We start from the raw sequence: 20,569 nt of genomic DNA on the forward strand, positions 1-20,569 counted from the left end.
GACAGCGCGAGGTCGATGGATCGCGGCCGGCGCGGCCGCGGCATCCGTCTGCCGTGTTCAGACCTCGACGGGGAGGGCCGAGACCGTCCGGTCGATCGTGAACTGCCCGATGACCCGTGTGCCGTCGTAGAGCACGGCGGTCTGGCCCGGTGCGACACCGTCGAACGGAGTCTCGGGGACGACGGTGAGCAGCCCTTCCGCGAGCGTGGCGGTGGCGGGCACCGGCTCGGCGTGCGCACGGATCTGCACGTGGCACGTGAACTCCCCGGGCCGCTGCGGGCGTCCCGCCCACGAGAACCGCTTGCCCGCGATCTCGGCGGTGGCCAGCGCCTCCTTCGGGCCGACCACGACGGTGTTCGACACCGGCCGCACCTCGAGCACGAACCGGGGCTTGCCGTCAGCGGCGGGCACCCCCAGCTGCAGGCCGCGCCGCTGCCCCACGGTGAAGGCGTGGGCGCCCTCGTGCGATCCGACGACGGCGCCGGTGCGATCGACGATGTCGCCGTGCTCGGAGCCGACCTTCTCGGCGAGCCAGCCGCGCGTGTCGCCGTCGGGGATGAAGCAGATGTCGTGGCTGTCGGGCTTGTGGGCGACGGTGAGGCCGCGCTCCTCGGCCTCGGCCCGGACGACCGCCTTCGACGGGGTCGAGCCCAGCGGAAAGTACGTGTGCGCCAGCTGCTCGGCGTTCAGAACCCCGAGCACGTAGGACTGGTCCTTGGCGGCATCCGACGCGCGGTGCAGTTCGAGACCGTCGGGCCCGTCGACGAGCGTCGCGTAATGACCCGTGCACACCGCGTCGAAGCCCAGCTCGATCGCACGCTCCAGGAGCGCGGCGAACTTGATCTTCTCGTTGCACCGCATGCAGGGGTTCGGTGTGCGACCGGCCCGGTACTCGGCCACGAAGTCGTCGATGACGTCGTCGCGGAAGCGCTCGGAGAAGTCCCACACGTAGAACGGGATGCCCAGGCGATCGGCCGCGCGACGAGCGTCCATGGCGTCCTCGATCGTGCAGCAGCCGCGGCTGCCGGTGCGCAGGGTGCCGCCCGCGCGCGAGAGCGCGAGGTGCACGCCGACGACGTCGTGGCCCGCCTCGACGGCCCGGGCGGCCGCGACGGCGGAGTCCACTCCGCCGCTCATGGCCGCAAGGATCCGCATGCCTCCAGTCTACGAACCCTTGGCTGACGAAGACCCGGACGCGGCGCGGGCCCGCTCGACCACGCCCGGCAGGGCGTCCAGGAGCGCCTCGACGTCGGCGTCGACGGTCGTGCGCCCGAGCGTGAACCGCAGCACCTGCCGGGCTTCGGCATCCGTCCGCCCCATTGCGAGCACCACGTGCGACGGCTCGGGGACCCCCGCCTGGCACGCCGAACCGGTCGAGACGGCGATGCCCGCCATGTCGAGGAGGAACAGCAGCGTCTCGCCCGACGCGCCCGGGAAGAGGACGTGCGCGTTGCCGGGCACGCGGTCCACGGGATCACCGAGAAGCTCGGCATCGGGGATCGTGTTCCGGATGCCGCGCACCAGGCGCTCCCGCAGGGTGCCGAGTCGGTGCGCCTCGGCCTCGCGCTCGCTCTCGGCCAGCTCTGCGGCGACCGCGAACGCGACCGCCCCCGGCACGTCCTGCGTGCCCGCGCGCAGACGCCGCTGCTGACCGCCGCCGTGCATGAGCGCCGCGAGTTCGGCGCCACGCGCGACCACGAGTGCGCCGACGCCGACCGGACCCCCGATCTTGTGGGCCGAGACACTCATCGCCGCCAGCCCGGCGCGTCCCCGGGCATCGCCGCGCCAGCGTCGGAACGACACCGGGACGTGCCCGAAGGCCGCCACGGCGTCGAGGTGCAGCGGCACCGCCGCCTCCGCCGCGCTCGCGGACAGCGCGGCGGCGTCGTTGACCGAGCCCACCTCGTTGTTGGCCACGAGCGCGGTGGCGAGCGCGGAACCCGGAAGGGCGGCGGCGAAGTCGTCCGACCTGATGCGCGCGAGGGCGTCCACTGCGACGCGGCGCACCGGAGCGCCCTGGCCCTCGAGCCATTCGACCGCGTCGAGCGTCGCGTGGTGCTCGCCATCGGGCAGGACGACGGCATCGGCATCCTCCCCGCGCGCCCACCAGAGCCCCTTCAGCGCGAGGTTGACGGCCTCGGTGCCGCCCGACGTGAAGACGATCTCGATCGGGTCCGCGTCGATCACGGCGGCGAGGCGCTCGCGCGCCTCCTCCAGCAGCCGACGGGCGTGCTGGCCGGCGCCGTGGATCGAGGAGGCGTTCCCGACGGCGCCCGCGGCGTCGATCCAGGCATCGCGGGCCTCCGGCCGCAGCGGCGCGGTCGCGGCGTGATCCAGATAGATCTGCACGGCTCCCCCCTTCGCTCGCGGCCACCGGGTTGCGTCCGAGTCCCGGCGTGTGTGGGACCCGGTCCCGTAACACCCCCGACTCGGACCATGGTTATGGTAGTCCGCATGGTCCGCCCGGAGTCCCTCGCCCCGCTCCCCGTCGCCCCGGCCCTGCTCGGCCCGGAGCTGGACGGGCTGGGGGTCGTGCTCCTGCCGGAGGGCGCCCGCCTGCGCGTGTGGTCGGGGGCGGCGGACGCCGTGGATCTCGTCGTCTTCGACGACACGGACCTCGACTGGATCACCGCCACCCAGCCGCTCGCGCCGGTGGGCGACGGCGTGTGGGAGGTCACCACGCCCCTGCTCCGCCCCGGCACGCGGTACGCGATCCGCGTCGACGGTCCTCAGGGGCCGGGCAACACGTTCAACCGCGGCACTCTGCTGCTCGAGCCGTACTCGCGCGGACTCGATCGCACGGGCTACGACGGCTGGCGCTCCGTCGTGGTCGACGGCTCGTTCGACTGGGCCGGCGTCTCGAAGCCGGGCGTGCCGCTGGATCAGACCGTCCTCTACGAGGGGCATCTCAAGGGCATGTCCAAGCGGCATCCCGACGTCCCGGGCGCGCTGCGGGGCACGTACGCGGGCCTCGCGCATCCCGCGATGGTGCAGCACTTCCTCGACCTCGGCGTCACGAGCATCGAGCTCCTCCCGGTGCATGCGTTCACCACCGAGCCCCGGCTTCTCCAGCACGGCCTGGCCAACTACTGGGGCTACAACACGGTCAACTTCTTCACCCCGCACGCCGCGTACGCCACCGAGGAGGCACGGCGTCAGGGACCTGAGGCGATCCTCCGCGAGTTCAAGGGCATGGTGAAGCTCCTGCACGAGGCCGGCCTCGAGGTGATCCTCGACGTGGTGTACAACCACACCTCGGAGGAAGGCATCGGCGGACCCCGCTCGAGCCTGCGCGGCATCGACAACCGGGCGTACTACCGCCAGCAGGAGGACGGCGCGTACATCGACGTCACCGGCTGCGGCAACGCGGTGAACACGTCGAAGGATGCCGCAGCCCGCCTGGTGCTGGACTCGCTGAGGTACTGGGCGAACGACGTGCAGATCGACGGCTTCCGCTTCGACCTCGCGGCGACGCTCGGCCGGGACGCCGCGCACCACTTCACTCCGGAGCATCCGCTCCTGCGCGCGATCCTCGACGACCCCGACCTCGCCGGCGTGAAGAAGATCGCCGAGCCGTGGGACGTCGGCATGGGGGGCTGGCAGACCGGCAACTTCGGCGACGGCTGGAGCGAGTGGAACGACCGCTACCGCGACCGTGTGCGCAACTTCTGGCTGAGCGACGTCGACTACGCCCGCCGCGCGTCGACGTCCCCCGTCGGGATCGGGGGCTTCGCGACCCGGCTCGCGGGGTCGGCGAACACCTTCGCCGACGAGCGCGGGCCGCTGGCGGGCATCAACTTCGTGACGGCGCACGACGGCTTCACGCTGCGTGACCTCGTCTCGTACGACGTGAAGCACAACCTCGGCAACGGCGAGCAGAACCGCGACGGCGCCGACACCAACCGGTCGTTCAACCACGGTGCCGAGGGGCCGACAGAGGACGAGGCGATCCTCGCGACCCGGCGCAAGGCGATGCGCAACCTCATGGGCACGCTGCTGCTGTCTGCCGGCGTGCCGATGATCACCGCGGGCGACGAGTTCGCCCGCACGCAGCGCGGCAACAACAACGCGTACTGCCACGACTCCGTGCTCACGTGGCTCCCATGGGAGCACGCCCCCTGGCAGCGGGACCTCTACGCCCACGTCCGCGCCCTCCTGCGGCTGCGCCGCGAGAATCCGGCGCTGCGCCCCAGCCGCTTCGCCCGCCTGGGAGAGCGCACGCCCTCGGCGTCGGTCATGGAGTGGTACGACGAGCACGGTGAGACGATGTCGGGCGAGCGCTGGACCGACCCGGCCCACCGCACGCTGCAGTACGTGGCCGCGTCGACGCCCGAGTTCGAGGGATTCAACCGCGTGCTGCTCATCGTCCACGGCACGGAGCGCCCCACCGCGGTCACACTGCCCGACATCGAGGGCGTGACGCGCTACCGGTCGCTGTGGTGCAGCGCCGAAGAGCGGCCCGCCGAAGTGAGGGCGAGCTACGCGCCCGGCGACATGGTGGCCCTGTCGGGCACCTCGATGCACCTGTTCCGTGCCGAGTAGACCGACGCGTACGCGGCGGCCGACGCACCCTGTCAAGCGGCTGTCATACGTCTCGGGCGCGCGATAGGTTCGAATCGTGGTCACGACGTCGCGCGCTCCGCGCTCCCGCCCGTGGCGGAGTGCCTCGGCACTCCCCGTCCGCGACATCTCTGCCTGGCAGGCCGAGCGAGACACGGCGGCGCGGCGCGTCCCGCTCGCCCAGCCGTCGCCCGCCGTGCCCTGGGGCGACTACCGCCCGAAGGCGTTCGACGGCGAGGTCGTTCCGTTCCGGGTGACCGCCTTCCGCGAAGGGCACGATCGCATCGGCGTGCAGCTGCGCCTCTTCTCCCCCTCCGGCGACGAGTCGCTGCACCGGCTCGACCCGCTCGACGACGGTTTCGACCGCTGGGAGGCCCGGGTCGCGCTGCAGGAGCAGGGCATCTGGCGCTTCCGCTTCGAAGCGTTCGGCGACGAGTTCGCCACGTGGGAGCACGCTGCGTCGCTCAAGATCGCGGCGGGGGTGGATGCCGCCCTCATGCGCGAGATCGGCGCACGGCTGTTCGACCGGGCCGGTGCCGAGAAGGGCCGCCCCGCAGCCGAGCGCCGGTCGCTCGCGGCCGCTGCGGCATCCCTCCGCGATGCGGGCCTCGACCACGCGGCGGCCCTCGCCATCGTCGAGGACCCGGCCATCGCGGCGTTCTTCCGGCTGCGCCCGGTGATGTCGCTGACGACGGTGGGGGACGACCTCGAGCTCCTGGTCGAGCGCGAGCGCGCGGGCGTGGGCGCCTGGTACGAGTTCTTCCCGCGTTCCGAGGGCGCGCGGCGCCTGAAGGACGGCAGCATCAAGAGCGGCACCTTCCGCACCGCCGCCAAACGGCTGCCCGCCGTCGCCTCGATGGGTTTCGACGTGCTGTACCTGCCGCCGATCCACCCCATCGGCACGCTGAACCGCAAGGGGCCGAACAACACGCTCGACGCCGGCCCGGGCGATCCCGGGTCGCCCTGGGCGATCGGCTCGGCCGCGGGCGGACACGACACCGTGCATCCCGATCTCGGGACGCTGGCCGACTTCCGCTCGTTCGTGCGCGCGGCCGGTCGCGAGGGGATCGAGATCGCACTCGACCTCGCGCTGCAGGCGGCCCCCGACCACCCCTGGGTCGCCGAGCACCCGGAGTGGTTCACGACGCTGCCCGACGGCTCCATCGCCTACGCCGAGAACCCGCCGAAGAAGTACCAGGACATCTACCCGGTGAACTTCGACAACGATCCCGCGGGCATCCGCGCGGAGGTGCTGCGCGTCGTGCGCCACTGGGTCGCACAGGGCGTGCGGATCTTCCGTGTCGACAATCCGCACACGAAGCCGCTCCAGTTCTGGGAGTGGCTGATCGCCACGGTCACGGCGGAGAGCCCCGACGTCGTCTTCCTCGCGGAGGCGTTCACCCGTCCGGCGCCGCTGCAGAGCCTCGCGGCCGCCGGCTTCCAGCAGAGCTACACGTACTTCACGTGGCGCAACACGAAGGAGGAGCTCGAGGAGTTCCTGTCGGGGCTCGCCCACGAGACGGCCGACTTCCTCCGCCCGAACCTCTTCGTGAACACACCCGACATCCTCACCGAGTATCTGCAGTACGGCGGACGGCCGGCGTACCGCATCCGCGCCGCCATCGCGGCCACCGCGGCCCCGACCTACGGCGTGTACGCGGGGTACGAGCACTACGAGAACGTCGCGCGCCCGGGCTCGGAAGAGAACATCGACAACGAGAAGTACGAGTACAAGCTGCGCGACTGGGCGGGAGCGATCGAGCGCGGCGACTCGCTGACGCCGTTCCTGGGTCGTCTCAATGAGATCCGGCGGGCACATCCGGCCCTGCGCCAGCTGCGCAACCTCACCATCCACTGGAGCGACGACGACGCGATCCTCGTGTACGCCAAGCACCTCGACGCCGAGCTCTCCCCCGACGGCCGCAGCGACACGATCATCGTGGTGGTCAACACCGATCCGCACTCGGTGCGCCAGACGATGGTCCACCTCGACACCCGCGTGTGGGGCGTCGAGCCCGGCGAGCCGTACGAGGTCGAGGACCTCGTGACGGGCGCGCGGTGGACGTGGTCGGATCACAACTTCGTGATGCTCGACGCGTTCACCGAGCCGGTCCACATCCTCCACGTCAAGGAGCCCGCATGACACCCGCCGACCAGATCCTCGACGCCGTCGCCGCGGGCTCGCACCACGATCCCCACTCCGTGCTCGGCATCCATCCCGACACGGATGCCGAGGGCACCGGCACCTGGACCGTGCGGGCCCGACGTCCGCTCGCCCGCAGCGTGACGGCGGTGTTCTCCGACGGCATGCGCGTCCCGCTGGAGCACGTCCGCGGCGGCATCTGGGAGGGCACGCGCGTCGGAGCGCTGACGTCGTACGAGCTGGCGACGACGTACCCCGACGGACCCGACTACGTCGCGGACGACCCGTACCGCCACGGGCCGACGATCGGCGAGCTCGATCTGCATCTCATCGGCGAGGGTCGCCACGAAGAGCTGTGGCGCGTCCTCGGCGCGCACGTGCGCGAGCACGGGGGCACGCTCGGCACGGCGTTCACCGTGTGGGCGCCCAACGCCAGGGCCGTCCGTGTCGTGGGCGATTTCAACGGCTGGGACGGCCAGGGCCACGCGATGCGCTCGATGGGATCGAGCGGCGTGTGGGAGCTGTTCATCCCGGGCGTCGGCGAGGGCACCACTTACAAGTTCGAGTTGCGCGGCCGCAACGGCGCCTGGGTCGTCAAGGCCGACCCGATGGCCCGGTTCGCCGAGGTGCCTCCGGCGACCGCGTCCCGCGTCGTGCGTTCCTCGTACGCGTGGGGCGACGCGGCATGGCTCACGGCGCGCGCGACCTCGACGCCGGTGTCGCAGCCGATGTCGATCTACGAGCTGCATCTCGGTTCATGGCGGCAGGGACTGTCCTACCGCGACGCCGCCGAGCAGCTGATCGAGTACGTCGGCGCCCAGGGGTTCACCCACGTGGAGTTCCTCCCCCTGGCCGAGCACCCGTTCGGCGGGTCGTGGGGGTACCAGGTCACCGGCTATTACGCGCCCACCAGCCGCTTCGGCCACCCCGACGACCTGCGCTACCTCATCGACCGGCTGCACCAGGCCGGCATCGGCGTGATCATGGACTGGGTCCCGGGCCACTTCCCGAAGGACGCCTTCGCCCTGGCCCGCTTCGACGGCGAGCCGCTCTACGAGCACCCCGACCCGCGGCGCGGCGAGCACCGCGACTGGGGCACCTACATCTTCGACTACGGCCGCAACGAGGTGCGCAACTTCCTCGTCGCCAACGCGCTGTACTGGTTCGAGGAGTTCCACGTCGACGGCCTTCGCGTGGACGCGGTGGCCTCGATGCTGTACCTGGACTACTCCCGCAACGAGGGCGAGTGGGCGCCGAACGTGCACGGCGGCCGCGAGAACCTGGAGGCGATCCGCTTCCTGCAGGAGGTCAACGCCACGGCGTACAAGCGGTACCCCGGCATCGCGATGATCGCGGAGGAGTCCACCAGCTTCCCCGGAGTGACGGCGCCGACCGGCCATGCAGGACTCGGCTTCGGGTTCAAGTGGAACATGGGCTGGATGAACGACTCGCTCCAGTACATCAAGCGCGACCCGATCCACCGCTCGCACCACGAGGGCGAGCTGTCGTTCTCGTTCGTGTACGCCTTCAGCGAGAACTACGTGCTTCCGATCAGCCATGACGAGGTCGTGCACGGCAAGGGCAGCCTCTTCGGGCGGATGCCGGGTGACCACTGGCAGCAGCTGGCCAACATGCGCGCCTTCCTGGCCTATATGTGGGGTCACCCGGGCAAGCAGCTGCTGTTCATGGGTCAGGAGTTCGGGCAGCTCTCGGAATGGTCCGAGGGCCGTTCGCTGGACTGGTGGCTGCTCGACCAGCCCGCGCACGCGCAGCTGCAGCAGTTCGTGGGCACCCTGAACCGGATCTACCGCGAGCAGTCTGCGCTGTGGTCGCGTGACAGCGACGGTGCCGCCTTCACTCGGCTCGGTGCGCCCCGGTGGAACCCCAACGTGGTCGCGTTCTCTCGCCGCGACTGGCACGGCAACACGGTCGTGGTCGTCGCGAACTTCTCGGGAGGGCCCCTGACCGCTTACGAGCTCGACCTCCCCGAGACCGGCGTCTGGGACGAGATCCTCAACACCGACGCCCAGGCCTACGGCGGCTCGGGAGTCGGCAATCTGGGGGTCGTCCACGCGGGGGCCGGCGGCCGGGCGTCGCTCGTCCTCCCGCCGCTGGGCGTGCTGTGGCTGCGGCACCGCACGGGCGCGCACATCCCCTCGCCGACGCAGGGCTGATCGTCGCGCCCGGCACGGCACCGCGCCCGCGATCAGCCGCGGGCCGTGCGTCCGGCGATCAGAAGAGGAGTGAGGCCAGGCGGCCGCGTGCGGCGATCACGCGCGGGTCGGCGTCGCCGACGAGGGCGAACAGCTCGAGCAGTCGCTCGCGCACAGGCGTGCGCTCTTCGGCGGGCAGCTGTGCGAACAGGTCGAGCAGACGACCGAACGCATCGTCGACGTGGCCGCCGGCGAGATCGAGATCGGCGACCGTCAGCTGCGCGGCGACGTCGGTGGGGGCTGATGCCGCCGCCGAGCGGGCCGCCTGCAGGTCCACGCCCTGCACGCGGTCGAGCAGTCGGACCTGGCCCAGGCCCGCACGCGCCTCCGCGTCGCGGGGATTCTCGGCGAGTGCCTTCTCGTAGGCGGCGATCGCGCGCGGATAGTCGCCGGCCTCGATCGCGTCGAACGCCTCGGCATGGAGCGGCGGAAGCGGGGGCTCAGCGGGTGCCTCCTCCGAGGCATCCGTCTGTCCATCGACCGAGACCGTGCCGGTGACGCCGTTCTGCGCCGCGAGCTGCAGCAGCTGCGCGAACACGTCGCGCACCTGCTGCTCGGGGACCGCACCGGTGAACATCGGCACCGGCTGACCGCCGACCAGCGCGACGACCATCGGGATCGACTGGGCGCGGAACGCCTGCGAGAGCTGGGGATTCGCGTCGACGTCGACCTTGGCCAGCACCACACGGCCGCCGAGCTCGATCACGACCTTCTCGAGCACCGGGCTGAGCTGCTTGCACGGCCCGCACCACTCCGCCCACAGATCCACCACCACAGGGATGGTGCGCGAGAGCTCGAGCACCTGGGGGAAGGTCTCGTCGGTGACGTCGAGGACCAGCGACGGGACGGCCACGCCGCCCTGCTGGGGCGCCTCCTCGCCCGGCGCGGCGGGCGCAGGACGGTTACGGAGAGCGGACAGGTCGACGGCGCCGCGCAGGGAGGCGCCCAGAGTGGGATCGGTCACTAAAGAATCTTCGCATCGAGGACGCTGGAGGAGTAACCGAGCAGGCGGATCTTCTCGTTGGAACCGCCGTTGGGCACGTAGAAGAACACCTGGTCGATGTACGTCGTCGCGAAGCCGGTGAGCGACTGGTCGGTGCCGGTGATCGCCTGCACCGCCTTGTTCGAGGGCAGGCGGATGTAGGCCTCGGCGACCGTCGGCGTGATGTTCTCGACCTCGCTGATGTTCACGGCCACGATCGCACCGCTCTCCACCGTCTGCAGCGCGAAGGGAGCGTGCGCGCCGGGTTCGGACGTGAACTCGAACTTCCCGGTGCTCGCCCCGGTCTGGTTGAAGTCATCGAGGCGTCGCTGACGGTCGGCCGCGATCGCGACGCGCATCTGGTCGCCTTCGGCCTCGAAGAGGTCGTAGTACTCGCTGTTCTCGGTGTTGTTGATGACGTCGGCGTAGGCGGCGGCCACCTGATCGGGCGGGAGCAGGAGGAACGGCGAATCCGGCTCGACCTGCGAAGCGCCGATGTAGGCCGGCGCCAGATCGGGCAGCGTCGTCGAGGCCTCGAGGCTCGCGATGTACGACAGCTTGTACTCCGACCAGGCGTCCTGCTGGGTCATCAGCATGATGCTCGAGGTCTTCGACTCGTCGTCGTCGGCGACGGCGATCACCGAGCGCGGCCAGCCGTCGTAGGCCTGTGGCAGCACGACCTCGAGCGGCTTCGCGAGGATCGGCGCGGGCACCGCGTAGTCCGCGATCGCGGCGCGCAGCTTGTAGTTCGTGTCCCGCGCGGCCAGCGCTGCGCCCTCGAGGCGTGTCGCCGCCAGGTCGCCGTCCATGGCCGCATCCGCGTCGGCCACGGTGGCCGCGATGCGGGTCAGGATCCGCTCCGCCTGGGCCTTGGTGACGGCGGGCGCCTGCTGGCCCTCGGGTGCGATGACGGTCGCCGTCGGCGTGGGGGTCGGCGTCGCACCGAGTTGCGGCCACGCGTCAGCGGAGCAGCCCGAGAAGAGCAGTGCCGACACCGCCACCACCGGAAGCACGGCGAACGCACGGCGCCCGCTCGCGACGGCGCGACGGGTCGGCGCCTGAGAGTTGCTGATGACGCCCTTGTCGTCGTCGTTGTCGATCGCGATGTCGATGGGCTCGGTCACGGGGAGCGGCAGACCCTTTCGACGCGGGCCGCGCTTACGACGGACATGACGGATGCCGAGGATGTACAGGAAGACGCCCACGGCCATGAGGATGCCGCCGAGGACGATCAGCGGACCGGCCCACGGGGTGGAGGTCTGGAGGGGCCACGTCACCGTGACCTCGCTCGGAGCGGGGGCCGTGCCGTCGGCGGCGACCAGCACACTCATCTCCTCGGGAAGCTGCAGCGGCGCGATCAGGAGGTCGGTCTGCTGATACTCGTCGAGCCACAGATCGGAGCCCACGGGACTGCGGCCCGGCTCTTCCGCGGCGTCTGCGGCGGCACCGTCGTCGGTGCCCGCTTGCGGCTCGACGACGGAGATGTCGAGTCCGCCGTCGGCGTCGAGACCGACGCGCGTGTAGGTGGCGTCGGCGAGCCACGCCTCCATGTCGGCCGTACGGCCGTACGACGCGAAGATGTCGCCCTCCGCCTGCGCGCGAAGGGTCTGAGTACCCGGCATCTGATTGAGCACGGCGCCGTCGATCAGGAGATACGGGGTCTCCTCCTCGACCGAGATCGCCGTGGTCTCGGTCCGGGGTCCCTGGAAGATCGTCCGCTGGGCGATGCCCGCCCCGATCATCACGGTGGCGAGCACGAAGGCCGCCACGGCCCACACGAAACGCACGAAGATCACCTTTCCCGGGCAGGCGCAGGGGGGCGCGGCCCTTCGATTCGACATTTCAGACTAGCGAACTCGACCTGGGAGGCGCGTGGGAGGGGCCATTCCACGGGCTGAGGGCTGCTCGTGCGTATTCTGGGCGGACACGCACCGACGCGACGTCGGTGGGAGGGGGAGAACTCGATGAAGCTGCACAACCCGTTCCGCACCGCGCTCCTGGCGACGCTGGGGGTCGGTCTCGGGCTGCTGCTCATCGGAAGCATCCAGAACCTGCAGACGATCCTTCTCTACGTCGGCACCGCTCTGTTCCTCTCGCTGGGCCTCGACCCGATCGTGGCGTGGCTCGAGCGGCGGAAGCTCCCTCGGTGGGCCGCCGTGCTCATCACCATCCTCGGCGTGCTCGCGGCCTTCGCCGGCATCATCCTCATGGTGGTGCCGATCATCGTGCAGCAGATCGGCCAGCTCGTCTCCGCGATCGAGAATCTCGCCGAGGAAGGGATCTTCGCCGATCCGGTCACCGCGATCCAGGAGTGGCTGCACACCGTCTTCCCCGCGCTCGACGTCGACGAGGTCTGGGGATACATCGAGGACTGGTACGCGTCGCTCGACGTCGGCGCGATCGGCTCGGAGGTGGGCGGCAGCATCATCGCCATCGTCGGTGCGATCATCGGCGGCTTCGCCGGCGCCTTCATCGTGCTCATCCTCACCATCTACTTCACCGCCTCCACCCCGAACCTCAAGCGCGCGGTATACCAGCTCGTCCCCGCGTCCAAGCGGGCGCGCTTCATGGACCTCGGCGAGCAGATCACCGATTCGGTGGGCTACTACGTCATCGGCCAGGTGACCCTCGGCGTGATCAACGGCGTGCTGAGCGCGATCTTCCTGTCGATCATCGGCGCGCCCTTTCCGGCCGTCCTCGCCGTCATCGCCTTCTTCTTCTCGCTCATCCCGCTCGTGGGCACGCTCACCGGCTCGGCGATCATCGTGCTGTTGTGCCTCATCGTCGGTTCGCCGACGACGGCGCTCATCGCGGCGATCTACTACCTGATCTACATGCAGATCGAGGCGTACGTCATCTCGCCGCGCATCATGGGTCGCGCGGTGTCGGTGCCCGGCGCGGTCGTGGTGATCGCGGCCCTCGCCGGCGGCTCGCTGCTCGGACTGCTCGGGGCGCTCGTGGCGATCCCCGTGGCCGCCAGCATCCTCATCATTTACCGCCAGGTCGTCATCCCCCGTCAGAACGAGAGGTGACCGTCATCCCTCCGCGGTGACCGGCCCGTCCCACTCGTTGGGCAGCGGCAGCGCGTCGGGGTTGACGGCCGCGACGATCTCGGTCAGCACGCGGCGGGTCTGGTTCTCCCCCACCCACAGGTGCTTCCCGCCTTCGACCGGGATGAGCACGGCGTCCGGCACGCTCGCGAAGCGGTGGGCGGCGGCATCCGGTCGCAGGTAGTCGTCGAACTCCGGGACCAGCACGATCAGCCGGCGCTCGTCCCCCGCCCACGCCGCGACCTCGTCGTCCGTCGCGCGGTGAAGCGGCGGCGACAGCAGCACTGCGCCCTCGACCGGATGGTCGCGCCCGTACTTGAGGACGAGCTCGGTTCCGAACGACCACCCGACGAACCACGGCCGCGGCAGCCCACGCGCCTGCACGAAGTCCATGGCGGCGGCGACGTCGAACGCCTCGGCGCGCCCTCCGTCGAACGCCCCCTCGCTCGTGCCGCGCGGCGAGGTGGTTCCGCGGGTGTTGAACCGCAGCACCGCGAGGTTCGCGAGGGCGGGCAGGCGGCCCGCGGCCTTGCGCAGGATGTGGGAGTCCATGAATCCGCCCGCCGTGGGCAGCGGGTGCAGCGTCACGAGCGTCGCGGTCGGCTCGCCGTGCTCGGGCAGCGCCAGCTCCCCCACGAGCGTGAGACCGTCGAGTGTCTCGAGCTCGACCTCCTCCCGCCGCGCGGGCAGCAGCATCGGGCCTCGGATCTCCATGTCACGCCACCTTCCAGCAGTGCTGATGCCAATGCCTGCGGGCGGCGAGGTCGGCGGCATCGCCGAGCACGCCGTCGGCGCGCCAGGCGACCAGGTGCGCGACACCCACATCGATCTGGCGGCCGCAGCCCGGGCACGTGTACGGCTTCTGCGCCTGCGTCGCCGAGACGGGCTGGACCGTCCATTCGATCCCGCGGCGCACTTCGGTGCGCTTCCACCCGGCGAGGAGGCGCTCGAACGAGTCATCGCCGCTGGGGTCCGGTCTGCGGCGGTTGGACCTCGGCACGGCTCAGTACCAGCCTGTGCGCTGCGAGTGGTCCCACGCGCCGCACGGCGAGCCGTACCGGCCGCTGATGTAGCCGAGGCCCCACGCGATCTGCGTCGCGGGATTGGTCTCCCAGTCGGCGCCCGCTGTGGCCATCTTGCTTCCCGGAAGCGCCTGTGGAATGCCGTATGCGCCGCTCCCGGCGTTGTACGCATTCACACGCCAGCCCGACTCCTTCTTCCACAGCGCCACGAGGCAGGCGAACTGATCATCGCCCCACCCGCGGGCCAGGACCATGTCGTAGGCGATCGCCTGCGCGCTGCCGGGGTCGGGCGTGACGAACGGCGGACGCCAGCCGCCTGACGACGAGGATGCCGTCGCGACCGGGGTGGGCGTCGGCTTCGGCTTGACGTACACCGAGTAGGTGCCGCGATCGAGGGCGGCGGGCTCGGCCACCGGCGCGTCCTCGTCACCCGCACGCGTCTGGACGTCGCCGAGAGAACTCGCGTACAGCGACACCGCACTGTCGTCGTCGCTCGCCTGCGCGAGTGCGAGGCCCGTCGGGCCGATGTAGGCCGCCACGAATCCGAGCACTGCGAACGCCGCGAAGCCCCCCAGCACGCCGCGACGTCGGGACCACCGTGCCGCCGGCTGGCGCTGCGGTGAGGCGACTCGTGGCGTCGGCTGAGCCGAAGTCGGCGATGCCGCGACGGCCCTCGAGCCTCGCGTCGACATCTCGTGACGTCGGGCGCGCCGGGTCGCCTGCAGCTCGTTTCCAGAAGTCACAGTGTCCCGATTCTCGCATACGGGTCGCGGCGCCTGCCATCCGCCGCGCGAAGCCCGCTCACTTGACGGCGAGCATGACCTCGACGACGGCATCCAGCACGGCATCCACCTGCGTTTCGCGGTAGCCGCCCCGCTGCATGCGGAAGGCGACCGCGCGCACCTGCTCGACGGTCACGGAGTCGCCGGTCTCGAGGTAACGGGCGAGCTTGTCGGCGACCAGGTCGACCTCGGCGATGCGATAGCCGTAGCGCAGGACCGACACGCGATCGAAACGCTCCTTCGCCGGTCGTGAGAGACGGTCCAGCACCTCCTGCGCGAGCTCGCGGGTGTGACCGACCCAGGCGCGAGCGCCCTGCTCGGCCACCGCCGACGAACGCTCCCGCGCGGCGAAGGCGTCCTCGATGCGGCCGAGCGCGGCATCCACCGACGCGATCGTGTAGCCGTGACGCACCAGCGGGAACGCGACCTGCCGGACATCGGCCGAGGTGAGGCCGTCGCCGGCCTGCTCGAAAGACGCCCGTGCACGGGCGAGGAATTCATCGACGGGCTGCTTGTCGTAGCCCTTCTCCCGACCGCGCGTCTCGGGAAAGGATGCGCGAGCGGTCGTTTCGGATGCGGTCATGATGCCACCAGCGGGATGAAGAGATAGTAGAGGCCGAGCGCGCCCACGACGGACAGCAGGATCGAATCGAGGCGATCGAGCACGCCGCCGTGCCCGGGCAGCCAGGAGCTCATGTCCTTGATGCCGAGGTCGCGCTTGATCATCGATTCTCCCAGGTCTCCGACGGTCGCCGTGGCGAGGATGACGAGGCCGAACACGACACCCATCCACCAGTCGAGGCCCAGCATGAAGATGCCGACCACGACGCCGGCGATGACCGCGGCCGTCGCCGCCCCCGCGAAGCCCTCCCACGTCTTCTTGGGGCTGATGCGCGGGGCCATGGGGTGCTTGCCCAGGGTGATGCCCGCGACGTACGCCCCGGTGTCGACCGCGACGGCGACGATGATGAACGACAGCACCCAGAACTGACCGTCCTCCTGGTGCAGCAGCACCAGGCACAGACTGCCGAGGAAGGCGACGTAAAGCTGAAGGAACGTCCCGATGAGCACGTCGCCGAGCACCCCGGCGTACGAGCGCCCGTCGTTCGCCGCCATCTGCGCCACGAGACGCCAGACCACCACGAAGGCCAGCGCCACGAACAGCACGACCCAGTGGAACCACGAACTCGCGAAGTAGCCCGACAGCACGACGGCCGTGCCGGCGAGGAGCTGGGGCACGAGGTCGACCCGGCGGCCGGCCACGACCAGTGCGCGCGAGAACTCGAAGATCGCCAGCAGGGCCGCTGCCAGCGCGAACGGCACGAACGCCCACTTCACGAACAGCAGCGAACCCAGCAGCACGGCGCCGATGGCGAGCGCGATGAGGATCGCGACGATGAGATCGCGACCGGTGCGCTCCTTGATGCGCTCGTTCGCCTCTTCGAAGTCCGCGCGCGCCTGCGCGACCTGGCTCTCGAGCTCACTCCGCGCCGCACGCAGGTGAGCCCCGAGCGCCGGGCCGGTCTCGTGCGGATCAGCGGCCCGCCGCGCATCGTCCGCCTCGCGCCACGACGGCGGAGGATCGGGCTCGTCGCGGCGAGGCGGCTCGGATTCGTCGGTCATGGACGGACTTCAGACCTCGAGGAGCTCGGCCTCTTTGCGCTTGAGCGCGTCGTCGATGCCGTCGACGTGAGCCCTGGTGATCGCGTCCAGCTCCTTCTCGCCGCGCGCCAGCTCGTCCTCGCCGACCTCGCCCTTCAGCGCGTCGATGTCATCCTTCGCCTTGCGGCGGATGCCGCGCACGTGCACCTTGGCGTCCTCGCCCTTGCTGCGCACGAGCTTGACGTACTCCTTGCGACGCTCCTCGGTCAGCTCCGGCATCGTGACGCGGACGAGATTGCCGTCGTTGGTGGGGTTGACACCGAGATTCGGGATGTCGCGGATCGCCTGCTCGATCGCCTTCAGCGCCGACTTGTCGTACGGCGTGATGAGGAGCGTGCGAGCCTCCGGGTTGTTGATCGACGCGAGCTGCGCGAGCGGCGTCGGGCTGCCGTAGTAGTCGACGAGGACCTTCTGGAACAGCTGCGGGTTCGCGCGTCCGGTGCGCACCGTGGCGAAGTCCTCCTTCGCAGCCTCGACGGCGCGGTCCATGCGCACTCCGGCATCGGCCAAGACGTCCGCGATCACAGTGTCTCCTTCGCGTTGATGGGGCTGGTCAAGTGTATCGGCGCGAGGACGGTCACGCCGTGACGAGCGTGCCGATGGTCTCGCCCAGCAGCGCGCGCGTGACGTTCCCCTCCGGCTCCATGCCGAACACCCGCATGTCCATCTTGTTGTCCATGCAGAGGCTGAAAGCGGTCGAGTCCACGACCTTCAGACCGCGCTGCAGCGCGTCGAGGTACGTGATGCGATCGATGCGCGTGGCCGAGGCATCCTTCTTCGGATCCGCGGTGTACACCCCGTCGACGCCGTTCTTCGCGACGAGGACCTCCTGAGCGTCGATCTCGAGCGCCCGCTGAGCGGCCACGGTGTCGGTGGAGAAGTACGGCAGACCGGCGCCGGCGCCGAAGATGACGACGCGGCCCTTCTCCATGTGACGCTCGGCACGGCGAGGGATGTAGGGCTCGGCGACCTGGGTCATCGAGATGGCCGACTGCACACGCGTGGCGGCGCCGGCCTGCTCGAGGAAGTCCTGGAGGGCGAGGGCGTTCATCACGGTGCCCAGCATGCCCATGTAGTCGGCACGCCCGCGGTCCATGCCGCGCTGGCTGAGCTCGGCACCGCGGAAGAAGTTTCCGCCGCCGACGACGACCGCGATCTCGACGCGGTCGACTGCGGCCGCGATCTCACGGGCGATCTGGCTGACCACGTCGGGGTTGACCCCGAGCTGCCCACCGCCGAACGCCTCGCCGGAAAGCTTCAGAAGGACGCGGCGGCGTCCGGTGTTCTCGTTGATCACTGTGGTCCTCTCGATGACGACAAACTATCCGGCAATGGGACAAACTACCGAAGGGCATGAGAAAAGGCCCGCACCGGTTGCCGGTGCGGGCCTTCTCAGAACGTCAGGCGCCGACCTTGTAGCGGGCGAAGCCCGTGAGGGTCAGACCGGCGTCCTTCGCGACCTGCGCGACGGACTGCTTGTTGTCCTTGGCGTAGTCCTGGTCGAGCAGCGAGACCTGCTTGAAGAACGCGTTGACGCGGCCCTCGACGATCTTCGGAAGGGCGGCCTCGGGCTTGCCCTCGTTGCGGGAGATCTCGGTGACGATCTCGCGCTCCTTCTCGACCTCGGCCTCGGGAACCTCGTCGCGCGACAGGTACGAAGGGTTCGCGAACGAGATGTGCTGCGCGAGGCTGCGCGCCGTCTCGGCGTCGTCGCCCGAGTAGGCGAGCACCACGCCGACCTGCGGCGGCAGGTCCTTGCTGGTCTTGTGGAGGTAGATCTCGAACTTGTCGCCCGAGAGCGTGTTCACGCGACGCAGCTCGACCTTCTCGCCGATGATCGCGGCCTCGTCGGAGATGAGCTCGGCGACCGTCTGGCTGCCGGCGGGCGCCGCGAGGGCGGCCTCAGCCGAGTCGGCGTGGGCGGCAGCGGCGGCGTCGAGCACCTTCTCGGCCAGCGCGATGAAACGGTCGTTCTTCGCGACGAAGTCGGTCTCCGTGTTGAGCTCGATGATCGTGACCTGACCGTCGACCTCCTTCGCGGCGACGAGACCCTCGCTGGTGGAGCGGTCGGCACGCTTGGCGTTGCCCTTCGCACCCTTGAGGCGCAGGATCTCGACGGCCTTCTCGAGGTCGCCGTCTGCCTCCTCGAGAGCCTTCTTGGTGTCGACCATGCCCGTGCCGAGCTGCTCGCGCAGCGCCTTGATGTCGGCGATCGTGAAGTTTGCCATGGGTGGCGGCTCCTTGATTGTGGTGAGTTCTCGTGGATGCCTCGGCGGGACCGTCCGGGCCGTTCGGCGCGGGCGATCCCGCCGAGGCGGAGTGTGAGTGAGACTTACTCGGCGGTCTTCGCCTCGGCGCCCTCGGTCGCCTCCGCGGCCTCGGTCGCGTCAGCGGCCTCGGTCGCCTCAGCGGCCTCGGCGCCCGCCTCGTCGGCGGCCGACTCGGTCGCCGCGGTCTCCACAGCGGCGACCTCGGTCTCGACCGGCGCACCCTGCTCGAGCAGCTCGCGCTCCCAGTCGGCGAGCGGCTCGGCGTCGGCGGCCTCGTCGGTGGGCTGGTGGCGCTGGATGAGGCCCTCGGCGGCGGCGTCGGCGATGATGCGGGTGAGCAGGCCCACCGAGCGGATCGCGTCGTCGTTGCCGGGGATCGGGTACTGGAACTCGTCCGGGTCGGCGTTGGTGTCGAGGATGCCGATCACCGGGATGCCGAGCTTCGACGCCTCGTCGATCGCGAGGTGCTCGCGCTTGGCGTCGACGACCCAGATGGCCGAAGGGGTCTTCTGGAGGTTGCGGATGCCGCCGAGCGACTTGTGCAGCTTGTCGAGCTCGCGCTTCTTGAGCAGGAGCTCCTTCTTGGTGAAGCCGCTGGCAGCCGGGTCCTCGAAGTCGAGCTCCTCGAGCTCCTTCATGCGCGCGAGACGCTTGGAGACGGTCGAGAAGTTGGTGAGCAGGCCACCGAGCCAGCGCTGGTTGACGTAGGGCTGGCCTACACGGGTCGCCTGCTCGGCGATGACTTCCTGCGCCTGCTTCTTGGTGCCGACGAAGAGGATGGTGCCGCCGTGCGCGACGGTCTCCTTGACGAACTCGTACGCCTTGTCGATGTACGTCAGCGACTGCTGCAGGTCGATGATGTGGATGCCGCTGCGCTCCGTGAGGATGAAGCGCTTGACCTTCGGGTTCCACCGGCGGGTCTGGTGTCCGAAGTGGACGCCGCTGTCGAGCAGCTGGCGAATGGTGACGACGGCCATGGCCGTTCTCCTGTTCCGGCGCGTGCGCGCCTGTTGCGGTTGTTCTCGCGCCGGCAGGAGCCGGCGAGCCTGGTGCCCGGCTCATTCCCACCCCGCACCGCTCATGAGCGTTCGCAGGGACCGTTGGGAATGGATGCCGCGCCGCACCCTTCGTCAGACTCGGGGCTTGCGGCGCTGTGGGCACGCGGAGTCACTCCGACATGCGGAGTGCGTATCCAGTGTATCAGCAGGAGGGGTTCCCGCCCCTCCTCCCCCGGGACCACCGGACACGCGTTCTCCACCGGGCGGAGGCATCGGTCCCCGCCGACGTCGAGGCGGGTCGAGGGTCGGAGCATGAGAACGGCAGGGACGGATCCACGACGGAGTGCGGGCAGGCTCATCGGGGCGGTGCTGGCGACGTTCGCCGTGGCCGCGCTGCCCGGCGCCGGGATCGCTTCGGCGGGCGCCGTGCCCGCTGATGTCGCCGGGGTCGCCGGCGGCCCGGTCGCGGTCGCGTCTGGATGGACGTGGCCCGTCCGCCCCTTCCGGCTCGAGCAGGTCTTCGTCGCACCGGCCCACGAGTACGGACCCGGTCACCGCGGCGTGGACCTTCGGCCGCTGAGCGAGACCGTGGTGCGCGCACCCGCCGGCGGTGTCGTCGCGTTCTCAGGAGAGGTCGCGGGTCGCGGCGTCCTGACGCTCGATCACGGTTCGGGCCTGGTCACGACGCTCGAGCCGGTGGACTCCGACCTCGCGACGGGCACGCCGGTCGCGGCTGGCGAGCCGGTCGGGTCGATCGCGCTCGGCGGACACACCGCCCCCGGCGCCCTGCACTTCGGCGTCCGCCTGGATGGCGAGTACATCAACCCTCTGGTGCTGCTGGGCGGCGTGCCACGCGCCGTGCTCCTTCCGTGCTGCTGAACGCCGGT

General features: G+C 70.4%; 18 protein-coding genes. 5 read left to right on the forward strand and 13 right to left on the reverse strand.

Translation table 11 applies throughout. The features are described from left to right. Window positions 1-57 precede the first annotated feature (57 nt). Window positions 58-1,155 carry a tRNA 2-thiouridine(34) synthase MnmA gene (gene mnmA, locus IM770_RS03070; protein ID WP_203579626.1) on the reverse strand — a complete coding sequence of 366 codons (1,098 nt, stop codon included), beginning with the start codon at window positions 1,153-1,155 and terminating at the stop codon, window positions 58-60. A gap of 9 nt (window positions 1,156-1,164) precedes the next feature. Beyond that, on the reverse strand, window positions 1,165-2,349 hold the full coding sequence (locus IM770_RS03075; protein WP_203579627.1) for a cysteine desulfurase family protein: 1,185 nt from the start codon (window positions 2,347-2,349) through the stop codon (window positions 1,165-1,167). A 105-nt stretch (window positions 2,350-2,454) separates the two neighbouring features. On the opposite strand from IM770_RS03075, the gene glgX reads away from it, so the two are divergent. The 3 genes from glgX to glgB all read left to right on the forward strand — a co-directional run bounded on the left by glgX (window position 2,455) and on the right by glgB (window position 8,877). Continuing rightward, window positions 2,455-4,542 (forward strand): glycogen debranching protein GlgX, encoded by a 2,088-nt coding sequence (gene glgX / locus IM770_RS03080; RefSeq protein ID WP_203579628.1) that lies wholly within the window; start codon window positions 2,455-2,457, stop codon window positions 4,540-4,542. Window positions 4,543-4,756: 214 nt separating this feature from the next. Then, window positions 4,757-6,703 (forward strand): maltotransferase domain-containing protein, encoded by a 1,947-nt coding sequence (locus IM770_RS03085; protein ID WP_372430633.1) that lies wholly within the window; start codon window positions 4,757-4,759, stop codon window positions 6,701-6,703. After that, window positions 6,700-8,877, forward strand: a complete 2,178-nt coding sequence (glgB, locus tag IM770_RS03090) for a 1,4-alpha-glucan branching protein GlgB (RefSeq protein WP_203579630.1) — start codon at window positions 6,700-6,702, stop codon at window positions 8,875-8,877. The genes IM770_RS03085 and glgB overlap by 4 nt, the downstream gene beginning before the upstream one ends. 58 nt (window positions 8,878-8,935) lie before the next feature. Here the strand turns inward: glgB and IM770_RS03095 are convergent, their stop codons facing one another. Together IM770_RS03095 and IM770_RS03100 are read right to left on the reverse strand one after the other, a co-directional pair. After that, window positions 8,936-9,880, reverse strand: coding sequence for a tetratricopeptide repeat protein (locus IM770_RS03095; protein ID WP_203579631.1), 945 nt, complete (start codon window positions 9,878-9,880; stop codon window positions 8,936-8,938). Then, the gene (locus tag IM770_RS03100; RefSeq protein ID WP_203579632.1) at window positions 9,880-11,685 is read right to left on the reverse strand and encodes a DUF8094 domain-containing protein; all 1,806 of its coding nucleotides are present in this window, start codon (window positions 11,683-11,685) and stop codon (window positions 9,880-9,882) included. Before IM770_RS03100 ends, IM770_RS03095 begins: the two co-directional genes overlap by 1 nt. A gap of 177 nt (window positions 11,686-11,862) precedes the next feature. Here IM770_RS03100 and IM770_RS03105 point away from each other — a divergent pair, with 177 nt between their 5' ends. After that, the gene (locus IM770_RS03105; RefSeq protein WP_203579633.1) at window positions 11,863-12,930 is read left to right on the forward strand and encodes an AI-2E family transporter; all 1,068 of its coding nucleotides are present in this window, start codon (window positions 11,863-11,865) and stop codon (window positions 12,928-12,930) included. Window positions 12,931-12,933: 3 nt separating this feature from the next. Here the strand turns inward: IM770_RS03105 and IM770_RS03110 are convergent, their stop codons facing one another. The 9 genes from IM770_RS03110 to rpsB all read right to left on the reverse strand — a co-directional run bounded on the left by IM770_RS03110 (window position 12,934) and on the right by rpsB (window position 19,661). Next, window positions 12,934-13,662, reverse strand: a complete 729-nt coding sequence (locus tag IM770_RS03110) for an alpha/beta hydrolase (RefSeq protein WP_203579634.1) — start codon at window positions 13,660-13,662, stop codon at window positions 12,934-12,936. 1 nt (window position 13,663) lies between these two features. Further along, complete coding sequence (locus IM770_RS03115) at window positions 13,664-13,948, reverse strand: Rv1322 family protein (RefSeq protein ID WP_203579635.1); 285 nt, start codon at window positions 13,946-13,948, stop codon at window positions 13,664-13,666. Between the two features lie 3 nt (window positions 13,949-13,951). Then, window positions 13,952-14,548: an aggregation-promoting factor C-terminal-like domain-containing protein gene (locus IM770_RS03120; RefSeq protein ID WP_504739209.1), complete on the reverse strand. Its 597-nt coding sequence runs from the start codon at window positions 14,546-14,548 to the stop codon at window positions 13,952-13,954. Window positions 14,549-14,771: 223 nt separating this feature from the next. After that, complete coding sequence (locus IM770_RS03125) at window positions 14,772-15,335, reverse strand: DivIVA domain-containing protein (RefSeq protein WP_203579636.1); 564 nt, start codon at window positions 15,333-15,335, stop codon at window positions 14,772-14,774. Continuing rightward, a complete protein-coding gene (locus IM770_RS03130) occupies window positions 15,332-16,375 on the reverse strand; it encodes a phosphatidate cytidylyltransferase (RefSeq protein WP_203579637.1) in 1,044 nt (347 codons plus the stop codon). The genes IM770_RS03125 and IM770_RS03130 overlap by 4 nt, the downstream gene beginning before the upstream one ends. Window positions 16,376-16,384: 9 nt before the next feature. Continuing rightward, window positions 16,385-16,939, reverse strand: a complete 555-nt coding sequence (gene frr, locus IM770_RS03135) for a ribosome recycling factor (protein WP_109211128.1) — start codon at window positions 16,937-16,939, stop codon at window positions 16,385-16,387. A gap of 52 nt (window positions 16,940-16,991) precedes the next feature. Further along, entirely contained in the window at window positions 16,992-17,711 is a 720-nt protein-coding gene (pyrH, locus tag IM770_RS03140) for a UMP kinase (protein ID WP_109211127.1), read from the reverse strand. 103 nt (window positions 17,712-17,814) lie between these two features. Next, window positions 17,815-18,642 carry a translation elongation factor Ts gene (tsf, locus tag IM770_RS03145; RefSeq protein ID WP_203579638.1) on the reverse strand — a complete coding sequence of 276 codons (828 nt, stop codon included), beginning with the start codon at window positions 18,640-18,642 and terminating at the stop codon, window positions 17,815-17,817. A 104-nt stretch (window positions 18,643-18,746) separates the two neighbouring features. Beyond that, on the reverse strand, window positions 18,747-19,661 hold the full coding sequence (gene rpsB / locus IM770_RS03150) for a 30S ribosomal protein S2 (protein ID WP_203579639.1): 915 nt from the start codon (window positions 19,659-19,661) through the stop codon (window positions 18,747-18,749). Window positions 19,662-19,994: 333 nt separating this feature from the next. Here rpsB and IM770_RS03155 point away from each other — a divergent pair, with 333 nt between their 5' ends. Continuing rightward, window positions 19,995-20,561 (forward strand): murein hydrolase activator EnvC family protein, encoded by a 567-nt coding sequence (locus IM770_RS03155; RefSeq protein WP_203579640.1) that lies wholly within the window; start codon window positions 19,995-19,997, stop codon window positions 20,559-20,561. Window positions 20,562-20,569 lie beyond the last annotated feature (8 nt).

Source organism: Microbacterium hibisci, assembly GCF_015278255.1.
GTDB classification, from domain to species: Bacteria; Actinomycetota; Actinomycetes; order Actinomycetales; family Microbacteriaceae; genus Microbacterium; species Microbacterium hibisci.

Coding starts and splice junctions, on each gene's coding strand:
- IM770_RS03130 (WP_203579637.1), bottom strand. CDS start 16,375: ATGACCGACGAATCCGAGCCGCCTCGCCGCGACGAGCCCGATCCTCCG.
- glgB (WP_203579630.1), top strand. CDS start 6,700: ATGACACCCGCCGACCAGATCCTCGACGCCGTCGCCGCGGGCTCGCAC.
- IM770_RS03110 (WP_203579634.1), bottom strand. CDS start 13,662: ATGGAGATCCGAGGCCCGATGCTGCTGCCCGCGCGGCGGGAGGAGGTC.
- mnmA (WP_203579626.1), bottom strand. CDS start 1,155: ATGCGGATCCTTGCGGCCATGAGCGGCGGAGTGGACTCCGCCGTCGCG.
- IM770_RS03125 (WP_203579636.1), bottom strand. CDS start 15,335: ATGACCGCATCCGAAACGACCGCTCGCGCATCCTTTCCCGAGACGCGC.
- tsf (WP_203579638.1), bottom strand. CDS start 18,642: ATGGCAAACTTCACGATCGCCGACATCAAGGCGCTGCGCGAGCAGCTC.
- glgX (WP_203579628.1), top strand. CDS start 2,455: ATGGTCCGCCCGGAGTCCCTCGCCCCGCTCCCCGTCGCCCCGGCCCTG.
- IM770_RS03105 (WP_203579633.1), top strand. CDS start 11,863: ATGAAGCTGCACAACCCGTTCCGCACCGCGCTCCTGGCGACGCTGGGG.
- IM770_RS03155 (WP_203579640.1), top strand. CDS start 19,995: ATGAGAACGGCAGGGACGGATCCACGACGGAGTGCGGGCAGGCTCATC.
- rpsB (WP_203579639.1), bottom strand. CDS start 19,661: ATGGCCGTCGTCACCATTCGCCAGCTGCTCGACAGCGGCGTCCACTTC.